Annotated in this window: 24 protein-coding genes and 1 pseudogene; 15 read left to right on the top strand and 10 right to left on the bottom strand. The window is 61.0% G+C overall.

Going from position 1 to position 24,576, the window contains the following annotated elements; all coding sequences use genetic code 11:
• Nucleotides 1-109 precede the first annotated feature (109 nt).
• The 7 genes from B7X49_RS08585 to B7X49_RS08555 are packed head-to-tail and all read left to right on the top strand — an operon-like array spanning nt 110 to nt 6,214.
• Complete coding sequence (locus B7X49_RS08585; protein ID WP_286703620.1) at nt 110-886, top strand: hypothetical protein; 777 nt, start codon at nt 110-112, stop codon at nt 884-886.
• A 44-nt stretch (nt 887-930) separates the two neighbouring features.
• The gene (locus B7X49_RS08580; protein WP_286703619.1) at nt 931-2,823 is read left to right on the top strand and encodes a collagen-like protein; all 1,893 of its coding nucleotides are present in this window, start codon (nt 931-933) and stop codon (nt 2,821-2,823) included.
• A gap of 2 nt (nt 2,824-2,825) precedes the next feature.
• Nucleotides 2,826-4,970, top strand: coding sequence for a hypothetical protein (locus B7X49_RS08575; RefSeq protein WP_286703618.1), 2,145 nt, complete (start codon nt 2,826-2,828; stop codon nt 4,968-4,970).
• A gap of 4 nt (nt 4,971-4,974) precedes the next feature.
• Nucleotides 4,975-5,328 (top strand): hypothetical protein, encoded by a 354-nt coding sequence (locus B7X49_RS08570; RefSeq protein WP_029312169.1) that lies wholly within the window; start codon nt 4,975-4,977, stop codon nt 5,326-5,328.
• Between the two features lie 16 nt (nt 5,329-5,344).
• On the top strand, nt 5,345-5,566 hold the full coding sequence (locus tag B7X49_RS08565) for a hypothetical protein (RefSeq protein WP_029312168.1): 222 nt from the start codon (nt 5,345-5,347) through the stop codon (nt 5,564-5,566).
• A gap of 1 nt (nt 5,567) precedes the next feature.
• Nucleotides 5,568-5,957, top strand: coding sequence for a hypothetical protein (locus tag B7X49_RS08560; RefSeq protein WP_286703617.1), 390 nt, complete (start codon nt 5,568-5,570; stop codon nt 5,955-5,957).
• Between the two features lie 41 nt (nt 5,958-5,998).
• The gene (locus tag B7X49_RS08555) at nt 5,999-6,214 is read left to right on the top strand and encodes a hypothetical protein (protein ID WP_286703616.1); all 216 of its coding nucleotides are present in this window, start codon (nt 5,999-6,001) and stop codon (nt 6,212-6,214) included.
• Here the strand turns inward: B7X49_RS08555 and B7X49_RS08550 are convergent.
• From B7X49_RS08550 to B7X49_RS08535, 4 genes are read right to left on the bottom strand one after another with little or no spacing between them, the layout of a single operon-like run.
• Entirely contained in the window at nt 6,204-8,387 is a 2,184-nt protein-coding gene (locus B7X49_RS08550) for an RNA degradosome polyphosphate kinase (protein ID WP_286703615.1), read from the bottom strand. The two genes, B7X49_RS08555 and B7X49_RS08550, sit on opposite strands and share 11 nt — an antisense overlap.
• 30 nt (nt 8,388-8,417) lie before the next feature.
• On the bottom strand, nt 8,418-9,170 hold the full coding sequence (locus B7X49_RS08545; protein ID WP_286838994.1) for a DnaA ATPase domain-containing protein: 753 nt from the start codon (nt 9,168-9,170) through the stop codon (nt 8,418-8,420).
• A complete protein-coding gene (locus B7X49_RS08540; protein ID WP_286703613.1) occupies nt 9,163-10,257 on the bottom strand; it encodes an AI-2E family transporter in 1,095 nt (364 codons plus the stop codon). Before B7X49_RS08540 ends, B7X49_RS08545 begins: the two co-directional genes overlap by 8 nt.
• Nucleotides 10,254-11,012 carry a CDP-alcohol phosphatidyltransferase family protein gene (locus B7X49_RS08535; RefSeq protein ID WP_286703612.1) on the bottom strand — a complete coding sequence of 253 codons (759 nt, stop codon included), beginning with the start codon at nt 11,010-11,012 and terminating at the stop codon, nt 10,254-10,256. The genes B7X49_RS08540 and B7X49_RS08535 overlap by 4 nt, the downstream gene beginning before the upstream one ends.
• On the opposite strand from B7X49_RS08535, the gene purM reads away from it, so the two are divergent.
• The 3 genes from purM (at nt 10,981) to B7X49_RS08520 (ending at nt 12,919) form a co-directional block, all read left to right on the top strand.
• Complete coding sequence (gene purM / locus B7X49_RS08530; protein ID WP_286703611.1) at nt 10,981-12,051, top strand: phosphoribosylformylglycinamidine cyclo-ligase; 1,071 nt, start codon at nt 10,981-10,983, stop codon at nt 12,049-12,051. The two genes, B7X49_RS08535 and purM, sit on opposite strands and share 32 nt — an antisense overlap.
• Nucleotides 12,048-12,668, top strand: coding sequence for a phosphoribosylglycinamide formyltransferase (purN, locus tag B7X49_RS08525; protein WP_286703610.1), 621 nt, complete (start codon nt 12,048-12,050; stop codon nt 12,666-12,668). The genes purM and purN overlap by 4 nt, the downstream gene beginning before the upstream one ends.
• A gap of 89 nt (nt 12,669-12,757) precedes the next feature.
• Nucleotides 12,758-12,919 carry a hypothetical protein gene (locus B7X49_RS08520; protein WP_156038136.1) on the top strand — a complete coding sequence of 54 codons (162 nt, stop codon included), beginning with the start codon at nt 12,758-12,760 and terminating at the stop codon, nt 12,917-12,919.
• An 84-nt stretch (nt 12,920-13,003) separates the two neighbouring features.
• Here the strand turns inward: B7X49_RS08520 and argF are convergent, their stop codons facing one another.
• Both argF and B7X49_RS08510 read right to left on the bottom strand, forming a co-directional pair.
• Nucleotides 13,004-13,942 carry an ornithine carbamoyltransferase gene (gene argF, locus B7X49_RS08515; protein ID WP_286703609.1) on the bottom strand — a complete coding sequence of 313 codons (939 nt, stop codon included), beginning with the start codon at nt 13,940-13,942 and terminating at the stop codon, nt 13,004-13,006.
• Nucleotides 13,939-15,135: an aspartate aminotransferase family protein gene (locus tag B7X49_RS08510; RefSeq protein WP_286703608.1), complete on the bottom strand. Its 1,197-nt coding sequence runs from the start codon at nt 15,133-15,135 to the stop codon at nt 13,939-13,941. Before B7X49_RS08510 ends, argF begins: the two co-directional genes overlap by 4 nt.
• Before the next feature lie 227 nt (nt 15,136-15,362).
• Here B7X49_RS08510 and B7X49_RS08505 point away from each other — a divergent pair, with 227 nt between their 5' ends.
• Nucleotides 15,363-16,838: a Ppx/GppA family phosphatase gene (locus B7X49_RS08505; protein WP_286703607.1), complete on the top strand. Its 1,476-nt coding sequence runs from the start codon at nt 15,363-15,365 to the stop codon at nt 16,836-16,838.
• An 18-nt stretch (nt 16,839-16,856) separates the two neighbouring features.
• Here the strand turns inward: B7X49_RS08505 and B7X49_RS08500 are convergent, their stop codons facing one another.
• The 4 genes from B7X49_RS08500 to B7X49_RS08485 form a co-directional block, all read right to left on the bottom strand.
• The gene (locus B7X49_RS08500; protein WP_286703606.1) at nt 16,857-17,945 is read right to left on the bottom strand and encodes a glycosyltransferase family 4 protein; all 1,089 of its coding nucleotides are present in this window, start codon (nt 17,943-17,945) and stop codon (nt 16,857-16,859) included.
• A gap of 137 nt (nt 17,946-18,082) precedes the next feature.
• Nucleotides 18,083-19,132 (bottom strand): glycosyltransferase family 4 protein, encoded by a 1,050-nt coding sequence (locus B7X49_RS08495; RefSeq protein WP_286703605.1) that lies wholly within the window; start codon nt 19,130-19,132, stop codon nt 18,083-18,085.
• Nucleotides 19,133-19,388: 256 nt separating this feature from the next.
• Complete coding sequence (locus B7X49_RS08490) at nt 19,389-20,333, bottom strand: LysR family transcriptional regulator (RefSeq protein WP_286703604.1); 945 nt, start codon at nt 20,331-20,333, stop codon at nt 19,389-19,391.
• Between the two features lie 46 nt (nt 20,334-20,379).
• On the bottom strand, nt 20,380-20,787 hold the full coding sequence (locus tag B7X49_RS08485; RefSeq protein ID WP_286703603.1) for a DUF2784 family protein: 408 nt from the start codon (nt 20,785-20,787) through the stop codon (nt 20,380-20,382).
• 40 nt (nt 20,788-20,827) lie between these two features.
• Here B7X49_RS08485 and B7X49_RS08480 point away from each other — a divergent pair, with 40 nt between their 5' ends.
• The 4 genes and pseudogenes from B7X49_RS08480 to B7X49_RS08460 form a co-directional block, all read left to right on the top strand.
• A complete protein-coding gene (locus tag B7X49_RS08480) occupies nt 20,828-22,000 on the top strand; it encodes an NAD(P)/FAD-dependent oxidoreductase (RefSeq protein ID WP_286703621.1) in 1,173 nt (390 codons plus the stop codon).
• Between the two features lie 17 nt (nt 22,001-22,017).
• Nucleotides 22,018-22,338, top strand: coding sequence for a hypothetical protein (locus B7X49_RS08475; protein ID WP_286703602.1), 321 nt, complete (start codon nt 22,018-22,020; stop codon nt 22,336-22,338).
• A gap of 525 nt (nt 22,339-22,863) precedes the next feature.
• Nucleotides 22,864-23,184: pseudogene (locus tag B7X49_RS18765) on the top strand (AI-2E family transporter); the annotation flags it as partial.
• A 253-nt stretch (nt 23,185-23,437) separates the two neighbouring features.
• Nucleotides 23,438-24,576 (top strand): AI-2E family transporter (locus B7X49_RS08460; protein WP_286838983.1); only part of this gene is annotated, 1,139 nt, incomplete at its 3' end.

The raw sequence follows: 24,576 nt of genomic DNA, 5'->3' as shown, positions 1-24,576 counted from the left end.
CCCGGCGTCCCTCGCAGCATTCAGATGCTCGTCGCGCCGCAGGAACTACCCGTTCTTGGATTGGATCAACCCGTCATAATCACTGCGACGGGACACTAGTGTCGGTGGCGTGAATACGCTGGTGTTTCCAGATTTACTCGATCGCGTGACGGTTTCGCAGAGTACACGGTTAGTTGAAAGTATCATGAGTGCCACCGCTGTTGCGACTGCGGGGCAGATCAGTTTTATCAAGGTGACTAACGGCGGCTCAAACTATAGCAGTGCGACGATTTCGATTACGGGGACGGGGAGCGGTGCGACTGCGCAGGCCTGGATTTCTGGTGGCGTAATCATCGGCGTCACCGTTACGAACGCTGGCAGTGGCTATGGTGCGGGCACTGCTGCGGTGATCAGCGGCAATGGCAGCGGTGCGACGATATCAGTTCAGGTTGGGTTGCCGGTGATACAGGGACGGCGGTTGGCGGTGCATTGCGTTGCTCCGGTTGGCTTTGCTGCAGCCGGCAGCGTGCCGGCTCAGGAGAATTGGACCGGTGCGACGATTACGGTGCCGACGGGTGCGACGATCGAATGGGCCGGCGAGGCAGGCGCCTGGCAGGCGACGCGGTTCATGCAATCGGATTACGTGTCGCCGGACGGCGATGGCAGTGTGACGTTTCAGAGTCAGGCGGGCGATGTGAAGCTCTGTCCCGCTGTGGGCGGCGGTGTCCGTTTGATTTCGACGACGGAGCCGACCGGGTGTCTGACATTGATCGGGCGCGGTTCGCCGGCTGGCGTTGTCTCAGCTGTTCCTGGTTCCAGCTACCGGAATCTGGATGGCGGTCTGAACGCGACGTTTTGGATCAAACAGTCCGCGACGGATGCCACAGGGTGGGTGGCGGTCGCTTAAGCCCTCGTCAGATCGCCTCCGAAACGCCGACAAGGATTTTATCCATGACCACGATACCACAGCTTCCGACCGCGACTACGGTCGGGCTTACCGATCTTTTGCCGTTATCGCAGGGTGGTACGCTCTATGCGGCCTCGGTCGAACAGATTACCGCAGGTCTGCAGACAGAGATTGTGCTCCCGACCGGCGAGGTGCTGGGTAGAGCGAGCGCCGGCACCGGGATGCCGGAAGCGCTTTCGCTGGGCGGCGGACTGGCACTTTCGGCCACCACGCTTGAGGCGAACGGCACCGATCATTTGGGGTTCGGCCTGCTTGGCAGTTTCGCGATCGATGACGAGGTGATTGTGAACGCTGCAGGGGCGCCCAATCGCCTGCCGATGGGTTTGTTGCGCGGCCTGTTTAGTGCCGGCGCAGGAATAGCCATTGATCCGAACGGGACATTTAGTGTGACGGCGGGCGCGATTGCGGGGCCGGTGGGGCCTCAGGGACCTATTGGGGCGAGTGGGCCGCAAGGTGTGGCGGGGCCGGTAGGACCGCCGGGCGCGGGGCTGCTTGCACCGGGAAGCAATAATGCCGCCAGCACCATCGCCGGCACTGACTACGTCGCGATCTGGCAGAACGGTGCAAACGCCTGGATTACCTATCAGCAGTTGATCGGTGGGCAGACGATTGATCAGTTGCCCGCGGCTGGACCGGTTTCGGATTCTGATCAGTTGCTGGTCGCCCAGGGCGGCAACGCGCTGGCGAGTCAGAGTTTCGCGGCCATCTGGACTTACGTTGGACAGAAAATTCCGACAATGCGGGCTGGTGTGGTCGAGTTAACGGCGAACACGGTGCTCGATGCGACGAACCATAACCAGCGCGTGTTAGTGTTGAGCCAGCCGATGGTCTTGTCGGCGAATTTCACGAATATGGGTAGCGGATTTTCATGCCGTGTGATCAACCTCTCGGCGGGAGTCGTGACGATGGGTGCGGGCATTGTTTCTGGTACAGGTAGCAGCGTGCTGCCACCAGGTGCGAGCGCTGAGATTGTCGGTCTGACATACTCCGGTGGTTCGATCGTATGGTGGAACGGTATCGCGCCGACCTCACCCACGATTACGGTTGCGATGGTTGCCGCGCCCGCGCCGAATACAGCGTTCACTGTAAGCGGCGGTTTGTTCGATGATACTCCGACAGCGCTTGACTACTCGTTCGACGGAAGTCATTGGACGGCAGCAGCCACGCCGAATATCGGTGCAACATCGTATCAGTTTCAAGTGCCGGGCATGGCGGCCGGGACGTATACCATCATGGTACGCGATCACGCGAACACTGCGGTGGTTGGTACCAGCCCGCCGTTCACCATAAGGGCAGCGACCGTCACAATTGGTGCCGTGCCGACGTCCGTGACGGTTGGCGGCGCGATTCCTGTGACCGGAACCGTGGCGCCGTCTGGTGCAGCGGTGCAGGTTGGGCTTTCTGCGAGCAGCACAGTTGCACCGACCGTGTACGCAGCGGCAAGCGTTAGCAGTGCAAACTGGAGTACGTCTCTGGTGGCGGGTTCTGTGGCAGGAACCTATTACGTTTGGGCGGAACAGATCAACGATGTCAGTATTCAGGCAGTATCGGGGGCGATTTTTGTATCGGCCAGCGTTGCTGCGATCAGTTACACGGTCAATCAACCCGCGAGCGTGAGCATAGCAGCAGGGTCGGGCACGTTGGCGTTGAACGGCGGTGTCAGCCCGCCGCAGTCGACAGCGACACAGATCGCATTTTCGACCAGTAACACGGTGCGCCCGACCACAGGCTGGCAAAATGCGGCGATTATCGACAACAACACCGTCTGGGCGATTTACGCGACTGTGCCAGCGTCGGCAGGAACCTATTACATCTGGGTCGAGACTACGAGCGGGACGAACGCCGTCGTTTCAACGTTTTCGATCCAGGTGACCTGAGGATGGCACTGATGGTGGTTGCGAGCGGCAATCCTCTCGCATCGTCGGCCGGGCGGATTTTATCAAGCTCGCTCGCAGCTAGTAGTTCCGGCGCGCCACTGCCAACCGGGTTCTCAGGTCCCTACCCTTCGGTTATCACGGGCCTGGCGGGATGGTGGGATGCCGGCGCGTTGAGCGGCGTTCTGGATTTGAACGGCAATGTTGTGGGTTCCTTCAACAGTACGGTGGGCGCGCTTGCTGATAAAACGGGCCAAGGCGCGGCTTTGGTTCCTTTCCATTATTTCGTTAATGTAACGCAAAACCCGACGCTCGTGGTTCCGCGCATTAATGGCTTTCTGGGTGCCGTGGGCAGCCCCGACGCGACCATTGCGCAGTACGGACCGAGCCTCGATCCGGATTGGGGATTATCGCTGGCGGCGCTCGACCTGGGCAATGCTGCAGCTTGGACAGTATACTTGGTATGGACCCGGCCGAACTGGCGGCAGGGCACCTATCAGGTCAATAATGACCCGACACCGTTGATCCATGATATGGCAAGCGGGATCACTGTTGTGCAGGCGGGTGGCCCAACAGGCGTTGGTTTGGTGCTGTTTGCCAACACACCGCATAGCGTGACGATTACGCCGACATTGGCGCGCCGTCACAGCCACGCGCTGATCATGCGGAACACACCCGGATCGGGCGTGGATGTCTGGCTCGACGGTGTACCGGTGGTGACGGCGGCAGCAAATCCGTTACCGGCGTCAAGTGGTGGGCAGGTTTTGCTGTTTCATGACAGTACGGCGCAGGGTTCGGCACAATGCTGGTTTCATGAAGCGGCACATTGGGCGCGGGCGCTGGATGCTGCCGATATCGCGACGCTGATCGCTTGTCAGGGGCGATGGGTGCTCGGAAGTCGGCGCGGCGTCAATCTGTTGGTTACGGGTCAATCTAACGCTGAATGGTTTGTCCAGTCCGGGGCACCGCTTGCGCTTGCGCGCGGTGTGGCTTGGTATCTTGGGGCTGCCTCATGGGCCGCGACGTCGCTACAGTCCGGGAGCTATATCAGCCCGGCCCGCTACTCCATGGTCTCGGGACATCCGATATCCAACTCATCGCCGCCGCTGTTTCCCCCGGGCGCGGGCAGTGGAACATTCCTGACTAATCCGGGTGATGGTTCGTCTCCATCCACTTGGGCCCTCGGGCCCGATGGTCAGGCGCTGACCGCGTATCTGACGGGTGCGCAGGCCCTCGTTTCGGCCGCGGATGCAAGCGATATCGCCTTTCTGCTCTGGCCCTGGTCCGAGCAGGACAGCACCATGCCGTATTCCAATAAGGCGCTGTACAAAGGCAGCGTCGTTCAACTCGCAACTGCGACGCGCGGCTTGTTCGGGCGGTCCGCGGCGCAGATGCCTCTATTGATGTGGAGCGCGATTCCCTATGAAACCGATGCCGGCGTCCAGATGGTGCGCGAGAGCGTGTTCGATCTTGCCCAGGACCCGACGCAGGGCATTCGGATGTTTGTCTCGCAGACAGCCGATTCCAACCCGCTGAATGCGACATGGAACCCGGTGACCGGGATATTTGCCGGCGGCGACCCGGAGCATCGCGATCAACCCGATCTGTTGCGATATGGCCAGATCGGCTCGCACGTGGCGGCACGGGCCATGATTGCATTGGGGTTGTCCGATACGATTTCACCTGCGGCGTTGCCGGCATCTGGTCTGCCGATCGCGGGGGGGCCGAGTATTGTTCATGCATATCAGGCGACGCCAACCGAGGTTGTTCTGACGATCAAGCATGATGCGGGAAATGATCTGATCGTACCGCTCCAAGCCATCAACGGTGCGGGATTTGCAGTTATGGATGGCGGCACTGTCGCCAATCCCGGCCCGATTATCGCCGCGACCGCGGCAGTGCGGATTGATGCGACCCATGTTTCGGTGACATTGGCGCGAGCTCCGGCCAGCCCTGCCAGTCAATGCCTGTTCTATTATCCTTACGGTAGTAACCAAATTGGGAGAGGTGATGCAGTGACTGACAACTTATCGCAAGTCACGCCGCCTGTTGGCTGGTCGATGGCGGCTGATCTTGGTGCATCATTCTCGATCAACATGCCGCTTCAAGCGACAGCCTACGGCGTGCCGTTGGCGACGGTTCCTGACTAAAGACATGGCGGATGATGCGATCGCGCTGCTGCGCGATGCGATGGCGGACCTGCGATCCGAGGTCGGGCTATTGCAGACGGAAGTGGCTTCGGCGCGCAGGGATATTGTAGCCATCGAGGCACGTCATATGGCACTGGAGACCTGGCGCAGCCGATTCGAGATGCAGGTTGAGACAGCACAGGACCGGTTCGTCTGCAAGAGTGATGAGCTGGTCAAGGAGCTGTCGCGATTTCATGCAGATCTGGCCCAGTTCCGGGGTGAACAGTCGGGTGGTCATCGGGTAACAATGATTGTTGTGGGGCTGCTTTCAGCGGTGGTCGGTAGTATTGCCGCGCATGTTCTGCACTCGCTGTCATGATCGGCGATCATTCAACATGAAACGTATATTCGCGGAACTTATTTCGGATTCCAATGGTCGTGCTGACGAGTTGGCTGTGTTGTCCATTATTGGGGTGCTTAGCTTTATCGGTCTCGAGTTGTTCGCCGTTCTGGTGCGGCATCAGGCGTTTGAGCCCGAGCGGTTCGGCATGGGCCTGGGTTCGGCGATTGCCGCTGGGGCAATCGGCATGGGGTTGAGTTCGCGGTTTGGAGGCTAGAATGCCGGCATTGCTTGCATCATATATAACGCGATTTTTGCCATGGTTGATTGGCGGTTTGTGCGTGATTGGTTGTTTGATTTATGTCTGGTATCTGCGCGATCAGTTGAAGACCGCTCAGGGGGATATTGCATCCGCGCAATCGACGATCGTCCAGCTAAGCGCGATAAACCAGCAGAACATGGCTGCCTTGAAAGTCTTGCGCGCGGAAGATGCGGCTTGGCAGGCAACATTGGCGACGACATTGGCGAGCGACAGTCAGATCACTCGCTTCACTGACGGCTTGCTCCAAACGGTTGCGACAGCACCCTCCAAGAATGATGCCACGGTCGCGCCAGTTTTGGCGAACACTCTGGCATCGATCGCCAAAACACAAGGAGCCCCGCGATGATCAGATTGATACTCATGTGCTGCCTCGTAGCAGGGTGCACTGTGGGCAAGCCTGTGACGATCACCAAAATCAAATTGGTGCAGCCGGCAATTCCAACAGCGCTGTTGACTTGCCCTGGAAGCCCGATTGTGCCGGTGGCGACACGGCAGTCGCAGGTCGCGGAATACGTTGCGGCGTTGTGGCGGGCGCATGCGATCTGTTATGATCATCTGGCGGCCGTAAAACAGACTTTGCAGGTGCCGTTAACTACTCGTTGATCAGGAATGTTTTGCGATATCGATTGCGTTCACGCTGTTGATGGTTAATCGGGTTACGCAACGCTGAGCCACGACCTGATAGCGATGGATTTGTCATGAAATACTCATGGGCGGACACGGGGTGTGGTCCCTGTGGTATTTTCGACCAGTTACCGTCTGCGCCGAGACTCCAGGAGTCGACATCGTCACGCAAGTTGACCGCCATGATCTGGTCAAGCACCTGCGCATGCACCGTTGCATTGTGGATCGGGACGAAGGTTTCAACCCGCCAATCCATGTTGCGAGCCATCCAATCGGCGCTCGATATGAAAACCTTGTTGTCCCTGCAGGGCATGTCAGCCCCATTGGCGAACACTGCGATACGTGCGTGCTCCAGGAAGCGGCCGATGATCGATTTGACCTGTATGGTTTCTGACAGTCCCGGCACACCGGGGCGGAGGCAGCAGATGCCGCGTATGACGCAGATGATACGCACACCGGCGGCTGATGCCCGGTAGAGGTGGTCGATCAGTCGTTCGTCGACGAGGGAATTGAGTTTCAACCAGATTCCAGATGGCCGGCCGACTTTCGCGGCGGCGATTTCAGCATCGATCAGAGCTTCGATCGTCCGGCGCGTGCTGATCGGGCTGAAAGCGAGTTGATCCATGTGCTCGGGGCGCGCGTAGCCGGTCATGTAATTGAACAGGCGGGCGGAGTCCCGGGTCAGTTCGGGATCGCAGGTGAAGAACGACAGATCGGTGTAGATACGCGCCGTGATCGGGTGGTAATTGCCGGTACCGAAATGGGCATAGGCTCGCATCGCACTGCCTTCGCGGCGAACGACCAAGGACAGTTTGGCGTGGGTTTTCAGGCCAAGGAAGCCGTACACGACCTGCACGCCAGCGGCTTCCAGCGTGCGGGCCAGGCGGATATTCGCTTCCTCATCGAAGCGGGCGCGCAGTTCGACCATGGCGGTGACACTTTTGCCAGATTCAGCGGCTTCGATCAGTGCACCCACGATCGGGGAGTCGTGGCTGGTTCGGTACAGGGTCTGTTTGATCGCGACAACATTGGGATCGCCGGCGGCCTGGCGGAGGAATTGCACGACCACGTCAAAACTCTCGAACGGATGATGGACGATGATGTCCTTGTTGCGAATGGCAGCGAAACAATCGCCGCCGAAATCGCGAATGCGTTCAGGAAAGCGGGGCGTGTAGGCTGGAAAGAGCAATTCAGGGCGATCGTCGACGATCATTTCTTTCAGATCGACCAATCCGAGCATTCCGGCTTCGATGAACAATTCGTCGTCCGGCGCTTCGACCTCGTCAATCACGAAACTCTGCAGGTCTTCCGGCATGTCCGCTGCGAGAGTCAGTTGGATCGCGGCGCCCTTGCGGCGGCGTTTCAGGGCCGATTCATAGGATTGCACAAGATCTTCAGCCTCTTCCTCGAACTCGACATCGGTATCGCGAGACACGCGGAACAGCCCTGAGCCAGCATGGCGAAAACCATGAAATAGCCGATCAAGAAACAGGGCGACCAGATCCTCCAGCATTACGAATCGGATCGTGACGGACGATGCGTCCGGCAGGCGGATGAAACGCCGGATCTGGGCAGGGAGTGGGATGAGCGCGCGCATCACCCCGGCATCGTCTTCGCGGACTAGCTTGAGCGCGAGCACCAGGCCCATATTCTGGACGAAGGGAAATGGGTGGGCTGGATCGATCGCCAAGGGCGTGAGAACGGGAAAGACTCGTTCCATAAAATAACTGTCGAGGAATTTGCGATCGTCAACGCTCAGCTCGGCGGTGCTGATGATGGTAAGCCCGACTGCGGTGAGTTCGGCACGCAACTCGGCCAGAACACGCTGCTGGGCCTCCCGCAGACCGCGGGCACAGCGGTTGACCTCGGCCAGTTGCTGGGTAGGTGTCTGCCCGTCGGATGAATGCAGTACGAGTCCGGCCCGGGCTTGACCGATCAGCCCTGCTACGCGGACCGAATAGAACTCGTCGAGATTTGAGGCGCTGATCGAGACGAAGCGCAGACGCTCGAGCAATGGATAACGGGGGTTTTCAGCGGCGCCCACCACGCGCAAATTGAAGTCAAGCCATGAGAGCTCCCGGTTGATGAAGCGAGCGAGGTCTTCGATTGTGATCGGTGCGTCGCTTTCACTGAGATTTGTGCTCTGGTCCATCACGCGATGTTGGCATGAAACGGCGCAGCGCTAAAGCAGCGATGGCGTTTCTGTTTCATGAAATTCAGCGGTGCGGCCGGACTGCGGTATCGATTGTTCCTCCTCCGGCGGATCGGCGAGTTCACCGAGGAGGCGTTCGGCGATCCGGCGGGACGGCGCTGTGCCGAGTGCGAGCGCATAGCGATCGAGGCGGGCGATTGCTTCGCGCAACACGGCAGGGCGGCGCGGTAGGCGGCCGAGCAGAAATTGCTGGACCGACGCAGAAATAGTCATTTGTCGAGCGGCCGCGAGGCGGACGAGCATGGCATCGAGCAACGCGGGTTCGGCGGGCTCGATCTGGATGGTCAAGCTGGCACGCAGACGGCTCGCAAGATCGGCAAGGTCGATGGCAAGGCGCGCGGGCGGTGTCCTGCTCGTCATCAGGACGGGTTGCCGGCTCGCCGACGCTCGTTCCAATGTTGCGAACAGAGCGACTGGGGCGGCCATTGCGTCGATATCCTCGATGACGATCGCCGCACGCGATGACGATAATGCCTGGCGCAGTTGAGAGGCCTCAACGATCTCCGCCTCGCGCTCGGCACCCCAGAGACGGGAGAGGTGGCTTTTGCCGCAGCCCGCGTCGCCCCATAGCACCAACCGGCCGTTGACCCAGGTGGATGGTGCGGCGAAAGCTACCCTTGCTGCCCGGTTCGAGGGAGCCTCGATAAAATCTGACGCCGCGAATTGATCGGGTTCATCAAACGGCAAGGCTAGTTGGCGTGCGACGGTCTTGTTGTCAGGCACTGGGTTTCGGCGGGTCCAAATAGAGGGAACTCTGTAAGTAATGATGCAACCAGAAGCGCGCCAGCACACCGAGTGTTGCGGTAACCGGCACGGCAAGCATGACGCCAAGAAAGCCGAAGGTTTCGGCACCGGCAAACAGCGCAAAGATCACCCATACGGCGGACAGGCCGAGGCGATCGCCCAGGAACCGCGGTGCCACGACATAATCGTTCAGTAGCTGACCGACCACGAAAATGATTGCGATGACGAGGACGTGATCGAGACCGCTAAACTGTCCCAAAGCGAGGATGATGGAGGAGACGGCACCAACGATCGTACCGACATAAGGAATAAACGACAGCAGCCCCGCGGTGAGCCCGACGACAAGACCAAGATTGAGGCCTGCGATGCTGAGGGCGACGGCGTAAAATACGGCCAGAAACAGGCAACAGATGGCTTGGCCGCGCAGCCAGGCGTTCAGAATTCGACTGATTTCCTGGGAAAGATTACGAATCACGCTCTCCTGGGAGCGCGGTAGCCACGAATCGATTCGCGCGACCACGAACGGCCAATCCCGCAAGAAATAGAACGCTACGATCGGCGTAATGATCAGCAGCGTCAGAATGTTGATAAGGACAAATCCGGTGCCGACCACGCGCCGTGCCGCGGTGCCGACGAAGCCCATCAGCGTTCCGGCCTCGTTGCTGACCAGCGACTTGAGTTTGCTGGAAACGAAACCCTGGCCGAACTTCTGTTGGATGCTGTTGATTTCATGGGTCGCGAATTCCTGCAGATTTTGGACCATGCCGGGCAGTTGCTGTGACAGCAGCCCGATCTGCGCAGAAATGAGTGGGTAGAGCAGCAGAATGCATAGCGCGGCGCCGGCGATCAATGCGAGCAACATGATCGCAGTGCCCAGCGAGCGTGGAATGCGCAGGCGCGTCAATGCGGAAACGGCCGGATCAAGGAAATAGGCGATTCCCGCAGCGGCAACGAAGGGCAGCAAGATCGACGCGAACAGTCGCAAAAAAATAATAGCCAGGACGACCGCCGCGCCTATTGCCAAGAAACGCTGCCACCGTGGGCCTGTCTCGATCCGTCCGTTCATACCAATCTGCTGCCGCGCATGACGTAAGCTCCCCCTGAAATCAACGTGGTCAGCGCAACGAGACCGATCAATGCCGAGCGTATATAGGGTGGATGCACGGCGAAGCCGGCCTCGGCAAGAGCGACGCCGACCAGAATGATCTGAGCGACGCTGTTCAGCTTGGAGATGATCAGCGGTCGGATTGCAACGCTACTCCCGAGCAGGCGCAGCAAGCCGATACCGCCAATAATCATGCCGTCGCGAAAGACGACCAGGATCGTCAGCCATAAGGGTAGCAGACCCACGGCGGCTAGCGTGATGAACATCGATGTCAGCAGCAACTTGTCGGCCAGGGGGTCGAGCAATGTGCCCAGAACCGACGGTCCCTGGCGCCGCGCTAGCCACCCATCCAACGCGTCGGTCAGCCCCGCTAGCACGAAAAGTATCGCCGCAATCGCGTAGTCGCCGCGCAAGACCAACCAGATTGCGATCGGAACTGCACAGATCCGGCCGAACGTCAGCACGTTCGGAAGTGTCGCGACGTCGGTTGAGGCGCCGGCTCCGCTACTGTGGCGATTTATGCCGTCTGGCATGATTGGCCCGCCTGGTTGCGCTTGCTCCGGCGTTGTGGTGATAACCGCGCCGAACGCAGCGCGCGCTGCCGTCCGCCATCGAGCGACGTATCGTTGGTGACTGTTGCGCGCCGGTTGTTCATGAATGACGATTAGCGCATCGGAGACGTGCATGACCAGCAGCGACGGCAGGAACGGCGTCACCTATCGCGATTCTGGCGTCGATATTGAGGCCGGCGACCAATTGGTCGATGCGATCAAGCCGCTTGCGAAGGCGACGACCAGGGCCGGTGTCATCGGCGGTATCGGCGGGTTCGGCGCTCTGTTCGACCCTAAGGCTGCCGGCTTTGCCGATCCTGTATTAGTAGCCACCACGGATGGGGTTGGCACCAAGCTTCGCCTCGCCATCGACACCGGCATTCATGATACCGTCGGGATCGATCTGGTCGCCATGTGTGTCAACGATCTCGTGGTGCAGGGTGCCGAGCCGCTATTTTTCCTGGATTATTTCGCAACCGGCCAGCTAGATCCCGCGATAGCGACCCGCGTCATCGCGGGGATCGCCGAGGGCTGTCGTCAGGTGGGCTGCGCGCTGACTGGTGGTGAAACCGCCGAAATGCCGGGTATGTACGGCAGAGGCGATTACGATCTGGCCGGTTTCGCCGTCGGGGCCGCCGAACGCGGCACTCTGCTCCCCGACCGAGTCGCCCCGGGCGACATTTTGCTTGGGTTACCGAGTTCCGGCGTTCACTCCAATGGATTTTCGCTGGTGCGTCGTATTATCGACACTGCCGGGATCAAATTGGACGACGCGGCTCCGTTTGCTCCGGCGCAAACCCTGGGTGCGGCGCTTATGACACCGACGGCCCTATACGTTCACCCGGTGCTTGCCCTGGCCCGTGCCCGTCTCTTGCGAGCCGCTGCCCATATCACCGGCGGAGGGTTGCCTGGCAATTTACCACGCGTGTTGCCTGAAGGCTGTGCTGCTGTGATCGACCAGCCTTGGCCGATGCCGCCGGTGTTTCGCTGGTTGGCTGGAGCTGGCGGCGTAGCGTCGATTGAGATGCTGCGGGTCTTCAATTGCGGGATCGGCATGGTGCTTGTGGTCCGCGAGACCGATTGCGATGGCGCGATCACGCTGCTGTCCGGCCAAGGGCTGGCACCGTGCCGCCTCGGGCGCGTTGTTGCCGCCGAGGGTCCCCCGGCAATCCACATCACCGACCCCGACGCTTTGTTTACATGAAGCCGCGCGTCGGTATTCTGATCTCAGGGCGAGGGTCGAACATGGAGGCGCTGATCCGCGCCGCGGCCAGTGCCGATTACCCGGCCGAGGTCGCGCTGGTGATTTCAAACCGTGCCGATGCTGTCGGTCTCGACATTGCGCGTCAGCACGGGATTGCCGCCATGGCAATTCCGAGTCGCGATTTCCGTACTGACCGTGCTGGGCATGAAGCCCGAATTCACGAGGCCCTGATCGGCGCCGATTGCACCATTGTTTGCCTCGCAGGGTACATGCGGCTGGTGACGCCAGCGTTCGTAACGCTGTGGGCAGGACGCATGTTGAACATCCATCCGTCGTTGTTGCCGGCGTTCCCCGGCCTCGATACGCACGCGCGCGCTTTGGCATCTGGCACCAAAATCCATGGCTGCACCGTGCATCTGGTCACGGCGGCGATGGATGAGGGGCCGATTCTGGCGCAGGCGGCGGTGCCGGTTCTGCCCGATGACACCGAAATAACGCTCAGCGAACGGGTTCTCGTGCAGGAGCATATCATTTACCCTATGGCGCTCCGCCACTACATAGGCACTCAGCCGACATATGCTGATTCGGTGGCGGCTTTGCTCAGCCCTTGCGCTTGACGCCAAGACGCAATAACCATTGAATATGTCACGAAAGCGTGTGATACGATAACAAGCGGATGGGATTCGAAAGGGTCAAGGCGGTAATGATGGCTGATACTGATACACCGAACAACCTCCCTATCGGTCTGGAGCAGCTTGAACAAGGCAGCCAAGCCGGCTGGAATGGGTTCACCCGTTTTCTGGTCGTGACCGTCATCAGTCTGGTGGTTATTCTACTCTTGATAGCGGCTTTCACCGTCTGGAGTTGACCCAGGCACGGTCTCCTTCCGCCAGTGCGAGGCGGCGTTAACGTCGAAAAGTTTAGGCGAACCGCTGGGTACGAGCCGCTGATCTCAACCACCTAGTGCCCATGCCAAGATGCCCTGCTGCGCATAGAGCCGGTTTTCCGCCTCATCGAATACGACCGATTGCGGTCCATCGATCACCCCGGCGCTGACCTCCTCACCGCGATGCGCCGGCAGGCAATGCATGAAGATCGCATCCTTTGATGCCAGCGCCATCAGTCGCTCATTCACCTGATACCCCGTCAGCAGATTATGCCTGCGTTCGGCATCGTCATCGCCCATGCTCACCCAGGTGTCGGTGACCACGCAACGCGCATCGGCAACCGCAGCATCGGGGTCTTCGGTCAGGACTATATTGGCGCCCGCCGCCTCTGCCCATGCCACAGCAGCAGCGTCGGGGCGCAATTCGGCTGGGCAGGCCAAATTCAGGCGAAACCCAAACCGTGCCGCCGCCTCGATCCAGCTTTTCGCCATATTGTTGCCGTCGCCGATCCAGGCGACGGTCTGCCCGGAAATCGGGCCATGCCGCTCCTCGAACGTCAGCACATCCGCCATCACCTGGCATGGATGCGACCGTTCGGTCAGGCCATTGATCACCGGAACAGTAGCATAGGCAGCCAGTTCCCGCAGTTTCGCCTCCCGATCCGTCCGCAGCATGATCGCATCGACATAGCGCGACAGCACGCGCGCGGTATCGGCCACCGTCTCACCCCGACCGATCTGCATTTCGCGTGATGACAGCATCACCACATCGCCACCCAGGCCGCGCATCGCCATTTCGAAACTTACGCGTGTCCGCGTCGACGGTTTCTCAAAAATCAGCGCCAGCGACCGTCCGGCGAGCGGCCGCGCGGCCGATCGGCCGGCGCGCTTGAACCGGGCCGCCTGATCGAGGATTCGGCGCAAAACGGGCGCCTCGATCAGTGCCAGATCAAGGAAGTGCCTCGGTTGGTTGTCATTGTTGCCTGTCCCGATCGCAATGCTCATTTCGCGGCAGCCGCGAACAGTGACGGCTTGCACCGCCGGGCCGCACCATCCAGCCGGACCAGCGCCTCATCGATTTCCGATTCCGAGACGATCAGCGGCGGAACCAGACGCAACACATTGTCTCCTGCGGCGACCGCCAGCAACCCCTCGTTGAAACACGCCGTCTGAACTTCGCCGTTCGGCACCAGACAGACCAGACCTTGCATCAGCCCATGTCCGCGCACAGCGCCAAATACATCGCCATGCCGGCGCACCAACGCTTCGAGTCCGGCCTGGAATCGCGCACCCACCTGTTCGACCTGGGTCAGAAATCCCGGTGCAAGAACGACATCGAGCACAGCATTGCCGGCGGCACAGGCAAGCGGGTTGCCGCCATAGGTCGTGCCGTGGCTGCCCGGCACCAGATGTTTTGCGACACGCTCGTTGGCGACCAGCGCGCCGAGCGGAAACCCGCCCCCGATTCCCTTGGCCATGCTGACCGCGTCCGGCACAACGCCAGCCCATTCATGCGCAAACAATTTGCCGGTCCGCCCCATGCCGCATTGCACCTCGTCGAACCCGAGGAGCAGGCCGAACTCATCGGCCGCCGCACGCAATCCTTGCAGGTATTCGGCATAGGCCGGCCGCACCCCGCCCTCACCCTGAATGGGTTCGACCAGAATCCCCGCGGTCTCCGGCGTAATCGCAGCGCGTAACGCGTTCAGGTTATTGAACGGCACGTGGTCGAACCCGTCGACCGCCGGGCCAAACCCCGCCAGATATTTTGCATTGCCGGTCGCGGCGATCATCGCCAGTGTCCGACCATGAAACGCACCCTCGGCGCAAATCACCCGAAACCGTTCCGGCTTACCCTCATCGGCCATCGTCTTGCGGAACGATTTGACCAGTGCCTCATTGGCCTCCGCGCCGGAGTTGCAAAAGAACACGCTGTCGCCGAAACTGGCCTCCACCAGCCGCGCCGCCAGTCGTTCAGCCTGCGGCACACGATAAAGATTCGAAACATGCATCACCTTGGCGGCCTGTTCGGCAATCGCCCGGGTCAAGCCGGCATGACCATGTCCGAGCGAGGAGGTCGCGATCCCCGCGCCGAAATCCAGAAATCGGCGACCATCATCCGTCATCAGCCACACGCCCTCGCCGTGGCTGAACGAAACGTCGATCCGATTATAGTTCGGCATCAGAGAGGGTATCATGTCACACAACTTTCTTTCGCGAAAAGCCTATAGTGCGATGCTGTCCGGCTAAGTCAAACGCCAATTTTGATGAACAGGCAGTAACACTTGGCCTTATGGCCGGTCGTTCTGCCAAGTCAGTCGCGACACGTCCCGAACAATTGTCCGCATGCACCCCGCCCCTTCAATGAAATCAAGGGATTAAGACCCACTATCCGATATCAGCCAGACACGCTACGCAGCGTGTCATGCAAAGCAATGCTCGTCGTGCCGTGGTTGATCTGGGCTCCAATTCGGTCCGCCTCGTCGTATTCCAGGGTCAATCGCGCAATCCTGTGCAGATCTTCAATGAAAAGGCCGTCCTTCGCCTCGCCCGCGGGTTGATCGCGACCGGCAACCTCGACCCGGCGTCGATGGATGAAGCGGTCACCGTAGTGCGGCGCTACGGCGCGATCGCGCGTGCCATGGGTGCGCATCCATTTGAAGCCCTGGCGACCTCCGCCGTGCGCGATGCCGCCAACGGTCCCGAATTCACCGCACGACTGGAAGCGGCAACGCCCGGCCTGAAAGTCATTACCCTGACCGGCGAGCAGGAGGCGCGGCTCTCCGCCGAGGGCGTGCTTTGCGGTATTCCCGCCGCCGACGGCATTCTGGCCGACCTCGGCGGCGGTTCGCTCGAGGTCGTGCGCCTGTCTGCCGGCAGCATCGGTGAAGCCGCGACCATGCCGATCGGCGTCATCCGCCTCGCTGAACGTGCCGGCAATGATCATCTCCACGCCAAAACCATCGTCGCCGACGAGCTTGAGGCGATCCCGTTTCTCGGTGAAGGCGCCGGGGGCGACCTCTATGTGTCGGGCGGCGCATTCCGTGCACTGGCCCGTATCCACATCGCGCAAACCGGCTACCCGCTGGCAATGGTGCACCATTACACCATTGGCCGCGACGAGGCCCGCGATCTTTCGGCGGTCATCGCCGAAGCGGGGCGCAAGCTGATCGAGCGCATGCCCGGCGTTGCCCGCAAACGAATTGATGATTTGCCCTACGCAGCCATCATTCTCCGACGCCTGCTGCGTGCCACCAATGCGGCACGAGTCGTCTTCAGCGCCAATGGCCTCCGCGAAGGCTGGTTTCTACGCCAACTTCCTGCGGAAATGCGTCTGCAAGACCCGCTGGTCGCGGCAGGGCGCGACCTCACGGTTGGATTGCTGCGCGATGCCGGCCTGCCGGACGCGCTCATCGCATGGACCGCGCCCTTGTTTGCCACGGAAACCAACGCCCAGCGCCGGCTGCGTGAGGGCGCTTGCTGGTTTTCGGACATCGGCAATCATGAACATCCGGAATATCGGGCCGAACAAGCCTTTCTGCGCGTCCTCCGCCAAACCGGCGTCGGCCTGGATCACCATGCTCGCGCCTTTCTGGCCCTGACCCTGGCGTTGCGCTATGAAGCGCCGATTGAAAGCCCGTTCCTCGCACCCGCGCGGGCCTTGCTCGATATGGCGGCTGCCCGCCGCGCCGAGACGTTAGGTGCGGCTCTGCGCCTCGCGTACACGCTCTCCGCCGGCACGCCCACACTGCTCGCCGCAACCAGCCTAACGATCGATCGTGGCAAACTGGTCCTCACGCTCAATGCATCGAGCGGTGTCTTCGCCGGCGACCCGATCGACCGCCGCCTGTCCCGCCTGGCCTCGATGGTCGGGCTCGAAGCCGAAACACGGCTGATCTGATCGCGGTTCGGGCGGTCGCTATCCCCATGGCCCAATCTCAGCACGTCCGGCGCGCCTGACCACATAGGCCGCCCACATCGCGAAGGGCAGGAGCGGCGCAAAAATCACCACCGGCTTCCAATCGGTGGAAGCGTGCAGAAACCCGATGACGACCACACCACCGAATACCGCGAACCCCCAATAAATGATAGCAATCCAACGCGCATCCATCCCCGCGCGATGCGCAACCTGGTAAAGATGCCCGCGGTGCGCCCGGGCGATGTTCTGCCCCGTCACCGCGCGCCGCACCAGCGTGAACATCACATCGAGCAGGACACCCGAAAGCAGCAGCGGTACCACCAGAAACGACAATGACACCCGCTGGTAATGCGTCGCGGCGATGCCCAGCACGGCCAGCATGAAGCCACAGAACTGGCTGCCGACATCGCCCATGAAAATCCGCGCGCGCGGATAGTTGAAGGGCAGAAACCCGGCAACGCCGCCGGCCAGTAACAAAGCCGTGGTATAGACGAAAAATCCGCCATGCAGCCCGGCAATGCCCGCCAGAAACAAGCACGCGATCAAAGTCGTGCCGGCGGCCAGACCATCGAGCCCATCAATGAAGTTCATCGCATTGGTCACGAACAGAATCCAGATCAACGACAGCACCGGTCCTGCCATGCCCAGTGGCACGGCACCCAGCAGCGGCAGATCGAATTTCCGCGCTGACAACCCGGCACCGACCGCAACCAGCGCCGCCAGGAATTGTGCGCCGAGCTTTACCAGAAACGGAAAATCAAACAGATCATCGAGTAACGATACCGCCGCGATCAGCACGGCAGCTGCGATTACGCCAACAAACAGCGGCGCCGCCAGGCGCGACACTTCGCCAAAGCGGTAGAGCAGCGAAATGCCGAGCAGGAACGCGGCGACAATGCCCACCCCTCCCGATTTCGGCGTAACACGTGTGTGGGCTTTCCGGGCGTCGGGACGGTCCGGCACGCCGACCGAGATCATGGTTCGCACCACAATGCCGGAAAACAGAGCCAGCCCCGCAAGCAGGGCGACATGGCGCGGCAGCGCCAGCGTGGCGAAACCGGGATGGGCAATAAACGGGACAGGGCTCATGCGGCGCGGACCATGGCGGAACTTGCGGTCACGTTCAATCAGGCGTGGGACGACTCGCTTGAATTCCCATCCGACAGGCGCGCGGTTCCACGGCGCGAAAAAATCCCACCCCTGGCAATGGGTGGGATTTTGGTCGGTCAACCAACCAGGCGCAGCCGGTCGCTCTTCGGCACCATCAGCCGTTCGTAAGTATCCAGATAATCTTCCGCCATGCGGCGCGCCGTAAACCGGCGTTCGAACTCAGCGCGAATCCGCGTACGGGACAAATCATCGATCCGCCTGAGCGCGGCAACCGCCTCCTCCTCGCTGCTGACGATGAAGCCGGTAACCCCGTCCTCGATGATTTCGGGCACCGATCCATGACCATAGGCGATCACCGGTGTGCCGCAGGCCATTGCCTCGATCATCACAAGGCCGAACGGCTCCGGCCAGTCGATCGGCATTAGCAGCGCCTTCGCCCCCGACAGAAACTCAGGCTTGTTGCGATCATCGATTTCGCCGATCAGATCAGCGTCCGGCCCCAGCATCGGCTTGATCGTCGATTCATGGTAATCGATATCCGCCCGATCAACTTTTGCTGCCAGTCGTAGGTTAATGCCGGCGGCGCGCGCGATTCGGATGGCCCGGTCCGGCCGCTTCTCCGGGCAGATCCGCCCCAGAAAGGCAACGTAATCCTGCGTCGTCGGCCGGGGCGTCAACAGATATTCCGGCAGGCCATGATGGATCGTCGCGATGAAATTCGCCTCCGGCAACGGCAGTCGCTGGCTGTCCGAAATCGACACCACGCTCATCGGCGGCAAGCCAGCAAACACTGGCCGAAGCTCCGGCAGATCGAGCCTGCCGTGCAGCGTCGTGACGAACGGTACCCCCTGGCGCGAAAACAGCGAGGCGGGCCAGTAATCCATATGGAAATGCAGCACGTCGAATTCGTGCGCCATCTGCCGGACGCGTTCCATGAGCAACATATGCGGCCCCATGAAATCACGAATAGTCGGGTCGAGCCGCAGCGCCCGCGGCCAAACCGCTTCGAGTTTAGCACGCGTCACGGAGTCGCCACTCGCGAACAGGGTCACGTCGTGACCCATCGCAACCAGTTCTTCGGTCAGGAACGAGACAACGCGTTCGGTGCCTCCATACAGTTTCGGCGGCACGGCTTCAGTCAGCGGGGCGATTTGCGCAATACGCATCGGTTTCAAACTCCTACGAGTGGATCGATCGAAGACGACTGTGTTTCCATCCACGGCGCAAGTTTGGAGTCCGATGCGGCGAAGGTTTGGCACCTCCGCCTTAATGTCGCCGCATTGCCGAACAGCATAATCCCTGATCAGGCAACATCACAGATATGATGCGTGGCTTCTTCAATTACAGCGGGTTATGCGATCATTGTTTATTGTAATATCAAATCAAATGTATAATTCGCCATCGACTGGTCATGCCACCCTGTCATAATGCCAATGAGCTGCTTCTTTTCAATGATTCGATCGCGGCATGCGGCAGAAAGCTGCCGCCCTGCTCACGCAGGAAGCCAAGCAGGGCAGCCGATGCCGGCATCATCGCCCGTTCTGTCAGATGCACCGCAAACCACTGGCGGATGATCGGCAGACCCGTGATGTCGAGCACGACAAGCCTGCCATCTTGTACTTCGGCATCGATCGTGTGCGCCGAAATGAATGAAATTCCCAATCCCGCCATCACCGATTGCTTGATGGTCTCGTTGCTGCCGATCTCCATGCCGATCCGTGGCGTGATGCCCGCTTCCTCGCAGTAAAACTCCATCAACCGCCTAGTGCCGCTGCCTGCCTCGCGCACCAGCATGACCTCGTTATTCAACTCGTTCGGTGCAATGTCGCGCGCGGTCGCCAGCCGATGGTCGGGTGGCGCGACCACCACATGCGGGTGATCGCCGATTTCGTCGGCAATCACCTTCAGCTCGGTCGGCGGCCGCCCCATGATCGCGAGATCGACCACATGATGCACCAACCCTTCGATGATCTCGTCGCGGTTGCCAACGGTCAGTCGCAGATCGATGCCAGGATGAGCCCGCGAGAACGCCGCCAGAGCGCGCGGGGCATAATATTTGGCCGTGCTGATAATCCCGACCTGAACCTCGCCCCGTTCCGCGCCAACGATCGCAGCCAACCGTGCCTCGGATTCCCGCAGCACCGCCTCGATCCGGGTTGACGCATCGGCGATCACCATGCCGCCTTGCGTCAGCACCATCCCGCCGGCCGATCGCTCGACAAGTGCGATACCCAGTTGATCCTCCAGCGCTTTGACCTGCAAGGTCACCGCCGGCGGTGATACGTTTAATTCGCCCGCCGCCCGGGTGACCGATCCATGCCGGTGCAATGCAGCGATCGCCCGTAGCTGTCGGAGCGTGATATGCATGGATCGATGAAGTATAACTAAACAGCGAGCGATACAAATTAAGTTTTCATAGTGGGGCGCGCCGTTGACCCCAGAACGGCACCAGCGCGACCAACGCCACGACATATAGGAACGCGGCCGCGTAAATGATCGTGAACACCCAGAGCGGCAGATCCCAATAAATCAATCCATCGATGAATTTCATGATCATCGGCGGCGGTGCGCTGCCCTGTCCGGTCAGGTCGTCCTGCCAGATCGTCAGAATACACGCCCGCCCGGCCAGGGCCTGCCCGACCACGATCGCCAGCAACGCCAAATGCAGCAGCCGCAGCCACGCCACGCGCACAATCCGCCAGCCCAGCAGACCGCCCAGCGGAACAATCACCAATCCCAGAACGTTGAATGCAATGACGATCAGGTGAATCGCCAGAATGACCTCTGCCAGCATCGCGTCGGCGTGCATGTCGTCGTACATCCCCCTGATGAATGATCCTACGATAGCGTCCGGCGCGCAGATGCAACATTACGACGTCGTCATCCTCGGTGCCGGCGCCGCGGGTCTGATGGCGGCGATCGCCGCGGGTCAGCGTGGTCGCCGGGTCCTGGTGCTCGACCACGCCGATGAACCCGGCAAAAAAATCCTGATCTCCGGCGGCGGGCGTTGCAATTTCACCAATCTCGACACCGAGCCCGGGCGGTTCCTGTCGGCCAATCCTCATTTCTGCAAATCCGCCCTGTCGCGCTACACGCCGCAGGATTTCATCGCTCTGGTCGACAAGCACGGCATCCCCTGGCATGAAAAAACGCTCGGCCAATTGTTCTGCGACGGATCGGCCCGCGCCATCGTCGCGATGCTGCTCGATGAATGCGCCGCCGCCCAGGTCACCATCGCTCTCGGTCGCAAGATCACCGGCGTCAGTCGCGCCGATCATTTCCGGATCGAGACCGATCACGGCACAGTCACCGCCGAATCCCTAATCCTCGCAACCGGAGGCCTGTCGATTCCGAAAATGGGTGCGACCGGTCTCGCCTACGACATCGCCGAACAATTCGGCCTCCGGTTGACCGAGATCCGACCCGCGCTGGTACCGCTGACGCTCGATTCCGCCCAACTGGCGCGCACCGGTGCGCTCGCCGGCGTCTCCCAACCCATCTTCGCCCGCTGCGGCCAGGCCGCGTTCCGCGAAGCCATGCTGTTCACCCATCGTGGCCTGTCCGGTCCGGCCATCTTGCAGATTTCATCGGCCTGGCGCGATGCCACGCCGATCATGCTCGACCTGTTGCCCGATGAGCCGGCGTCCGGCCTCGCCGCCCGCAAACGCGCCCGCCCCAAGGCGGCGCTGCGCAGCATCATCGCGGACATGATGCCGAGCCGCATGGCCGATGTCTTTCTGCCCGCCCCGATCGCGCCCAACCCGATCGGCAGCTTTACCGATGATCGCCTGGCCGGCATCCTGGCAGCCCTGAAATCCTGGCGCCTGATCCCGGCCGGCACCGAAGGCTACGCCAAGGCCGAAGTGACCAGCGGCGGCGTCGACACACGAGACCTGTCCTCGCAAACGATGCAGGCACGGACCGTACCGGGCCTGTTCGTCATCGGTGAAGCCGTCGATGTCACGGGCTGGCTCGGCGGCTATAATTTTCAATGGGCCTGGGCCAGCGGCTGGGCCGCCGGTTCGCACGCCTGAACCATAAGGAGGCTACAATGACCAAAGACGAACTGACCACCTGGGCGCTGGCCAATGGCTGGACCGTGATCGCCGGCCACCCCAGCCTGACCAAACCCTCCGCGCCGAAAGAGGCGGTGGTCCGCATGGTCTGCAAAGCGACTGTGGTCAACATCGAAGCCAAGAAACCCGCCGGCAAATGGGAAAAACTATCGGGTGCCCCCTATAGCGCGATCGAACCCGATCCGGAGAGCGGCCTGCCGCGCGGCCTCGGGTTCACCACCTTGCAAGGCTTCCGCATGTTGATGGAAGACAATAAAAATCGCACCGTATTCGCCAATTTCGGCCCAAAACGCTGATCGATGGGTTTTGTCCGCAAGATTATGCAAACTCAGTTTGCATAGGTTGATGATAAAGGTTTGATAGATCGTCTCAGCAAGCGACTAGGCCTCGCTCTCGACCATGGTCACGCTCCGGTTGTCACCCGGCGACAAGGGTGTGATCACGACCGGTCAATTCCCGGGCCATCATGACAAGGGCGTGGTCGATTCGTTCCAGAGTGCCACCGCGGCAGAACCGGTGGAAATAGGCCTACACCGTGGTGAAGAGGGCGAACGCCTTTGGAATCTGCCCCGATAGCAACCGGTGGTAAGCCTGTACAGGATCGCCGCCACGACCACCCGCAACCGTCGGTGCCGCCTTGGCACCAAACTTTCGTGCCATCCTTCAACGTGAAGAGCTCTGGTGGAAGAGACCCTGATTTTGTAGGCCTGTATTGGTACGTTATTGAAATGATTAAGATAAAGCAACAATCCCGCGGACGCCTTGTCCTGATAAATTTTTCGTGATGAGTGGAAAGGTTCAACCCAGGGGCAGTCTCACCAATGGCTACAGCGACGAAACCACCGCTTCCGTCCATCCCGCTCAAGCCAGGCGCACGCCGCACCCCGACCGATCCCTCCAAAGTCATGACGCTGTTCGTCATGATCGTCGTCACCCTCTATTTCGGCCGTGAAGTCCTCATCCCGATCGCCCTGGCCCTGCTGCTCGCCTTCCTGCTGGTGCCGCTGGTCTCGCTGTTCCGCCGCATGCATCTCGGGCGAATCCCCTCCGTGCTGCTCGTGGTCACCGTCACCATCGGCATCCTGCTCGCCCTCGGCAGCGTCATCGGCAGCCAGATTGGGTCCCTCGCCGGTGACCTGCCGAAATACACCACCACCATCGAAACCAAGGTCAACACCCTCAAAGCCGCCACCCTCGGCCGGCTCACGAAACTGGTGCAGACCAACAACAGCCCAAATGCCACCCCCTCGCCGGCGTCCCGGTCGACCGCATCGCGCCACCCCCTCGCCGGCGTCCCGGTCGACCGCATCGCAATCCCCCTCGCAGCCAGCGCACGCCGGCAAATCAGCGCCCGCGCAGGCGCAGCCGGCCCCCTCGGCAACCTCGCGCTGGGGCATGGCCAAGGAGTTCCTCACCCCGATCCTCTCGCCGCTTGCAACGCTCGGCATCGTCTTCATCGTCGCCATCTTTGCGCTCCTCCAAAGCGAAGATTTACGCGATCGCCTGATCCGCCTGCTCGGCGCCGACGATATCCACCGCACCACCATCGCGATGGACGATGCCGACAGCCGCTTGCGGCGCTATTTCCTCACCCAACTCACCGTCAACACCGCGTTCGGCCTCGTCGTCGGCATCGGCCTGTTCATCATCGGCGTCCCGAACCCGGTTCTCTGGGGCGTCCTCTCGGCGCTGCTACGCTTCATCCCCTACATCGGCTCGTTCATCTCCGCCCTGCTGCCGATCGCCCTGGCCGCCGGCGTCGAGCCCGGCTGGTCGATGGCACTCTGGACCGCCGCCCTCTACGTCGTGGTCGAAGGCATCACCGGCCAGGCGATCGAGCCGTTGGTCTATGGCCACAGCACCGGCATCTCGCCCTTCGCCGTCGTGGTCGCCGCCATCTTCTGGTCCTGGGTCTGGGGCCCGGTCGGCCTGTTCCTGTCCACGCCGCTCACCTTGTGCCTCGTGGTCCTGGGCCGTAACGTCAAACGCCTGGAGTTCCTTGATGTCATGTTCGGCGACCGCCCTGCCCTCAGCCCGGTCGAAAGCTTCTATCAGCGCATCCTGGCCGAAGACGGCGATGAAGTGCTCGAACAGGCCGAAACATTGCTCAAGGACATGCCCCTCTCCGAGTATTACGACGATGTCGCCCTCAAAGGCATGCAACTCGCCGCCATCGATGCCGAACGCGGCGTACTCGCCGCCGATCAGCTCGAAACCGTCAAAAAAACCATCTACGAGCTGGTCGAAAGCCTGACGGAACACATCGAAAAACGCAACGACGCGGCCGATGCCACCGACCCGTCATCCGCCGGGGCACCCCCGCCAGACCGCACACCCGCCATCCTCAGCATCGCCGGCCGCGGCCCGCTCGACGAACCGGCCTCCGCCATGCTGGTCCACCTCCTGCAGGACCAGGGCATCGCCGCCCGAATGGTCAAATACAACGACGTCTCCCGCCACACCCTGCAAAACCTCGACGTCAGCAACGTCGCCATGGCCTCCATCGCATATCTCGACATCAGCGGCAGCCCCGC

Source organism: Acidiphilium sp. 34-64-41 (assembly GCF_002282635.1).
GTDB lineage: Bacteria > Pseudomonadota > Alphaproteobacteria > Acetobacterales > Acetobacteraceae > Acidiphilium > Acidiphilium rubrum.
Note: the sequence above shows the minus strand (reverse complement) of the source record. Positions and strands in the feature narration are given on the sequence as shown.

Bases quoted from the DNA above. Each gene is read 5' to 3' on its own strand.
- B7X49_RS08580 (WP_286703619.1), top strand. From the start codon at position 931: ATGACCACGATACCACAGCTTCCGACCGCGACTACGGTCGGGCTTACC.
- B7X49_RS08575 (WP_286703618.1), top strand. From the start codon at position 2,826: ATGGCACTGATGGTGGTTGCGAGCGGCAATCCTCTCGCATCGTCGGCC.
- B7X49_RS08570 (WP_029312169.1), top strand. From the start codon at position 4,975: ATGGCGGATGATGCGATCGCGCTGCTGCGCGATGCGATGGCGGACCTG.
- B7X49_RS08565 (WP_029312168.1), top strand. From the start codon at position 5,345: ATGAAACGTATATTCGCGGAACTTATTTCGGATTCCAATGGTCGTGCT.
- B7X49_RS08560 (WP_286703617.1), top strand. From the start codon at position 5,568: ATGCCGGCATTGCTTGCATCATATATAACGCGATTTTTGCCATGGTTG.
- B7X49_RS08550 (WP_286703615.1), bottom strand. From the start codon at position 8,387: ATGGACCAGAGCACAAATCTCAGTGAAAGCGACGCACCGATCACAATC.
- B7X49_RS08540 (WP_286703613.1), bottom strand. From the start codon at position 10,257: ATGAACGGACGGATCGAGACAGGCCCACGGTGGCAGCGTTTCTTGGCA.
- purM (WP_286703611.1), top strand. From the start codon at position 10,981: ATGACCAGCAGCGACGGCAGGAACGGCGTCACCTATCGCGATTCTGGC.
- purN (WP_286703610.1), top strand. From the start codon at position 12,048: ATGAAGCCGCGCGTCGGTATTCTGATCTCAGGGCGAGGGTCGAACATG.
- B7X49_RS08520 (WP_156038136.1), top strand. From the start codon at position 12,758: ATGGCTGATACTGATACACCGAACAACCTCCCTATCGGTCTGGAGCAG.
- argF (WP_286703609.1), bottom strand. From the start codon at position 13,942: ATGAGCATTGCGATCGGGACAGGCAACAATGACAACCAACCGAGGCAC.
- B7X49_RS08510 (WP_286703608.1), bottom strand. From the start codon at position 15,135: ATGATACCCTCTCTGATGCCGAACTATAATCGGATCGACGTTTCGTTC.
- B7X49_RS08505 (WP_286703607.1), top strand. From the start codon at position 15,363: ATGCAAAGCAATGCTCGTCGTGCCGTGGTTGATCTGGGCTCCAATTCG.
- B7X49_RS08500 (WP_286703606.1), bottom strand. From the start codon at position 17,945: ATGAGCCCTGTCCCGTTTATTGCCCATCCCGGTTTCGCCACGCTGGCG.
- B7X49_RS08495 (WP_286703605.1), bottom strand. From the start codon at position 19,132: ATGCGTATTGCGCAAATCGCCCCGCTGACTGAAGCCGTGCCGCCGAAA.
- B7X49_RS08490 (WP_286703604.1), bottom strand. From the start codon at position 20,333: ATGCATATCACGCTCCGACAGCTACGGGCGATCGCTGCATTGCACCGG.
- B7X49_RS08485 (WP_286703603.1), bottom strand. From the start codon at position 20,787: ATGTACGACGACATGCACGCCGACGCGATGCTGGCAGAGGTCATTCTG.
- B7X49_RS08480 (WP_286703621.1), top strand. From the start codon at position 20,828: ATGCAACATTACGACGTCGTCATCCTCGGTGCCGGCGCCGCGGGTCTG.
- B7X49_RS08475 (WP_286703602.1), top strand. From the start codon at position 22,018: ATGACCAAAGACGAACTGACCACCTGGGCGCTGGCCAATGGCTGGACC.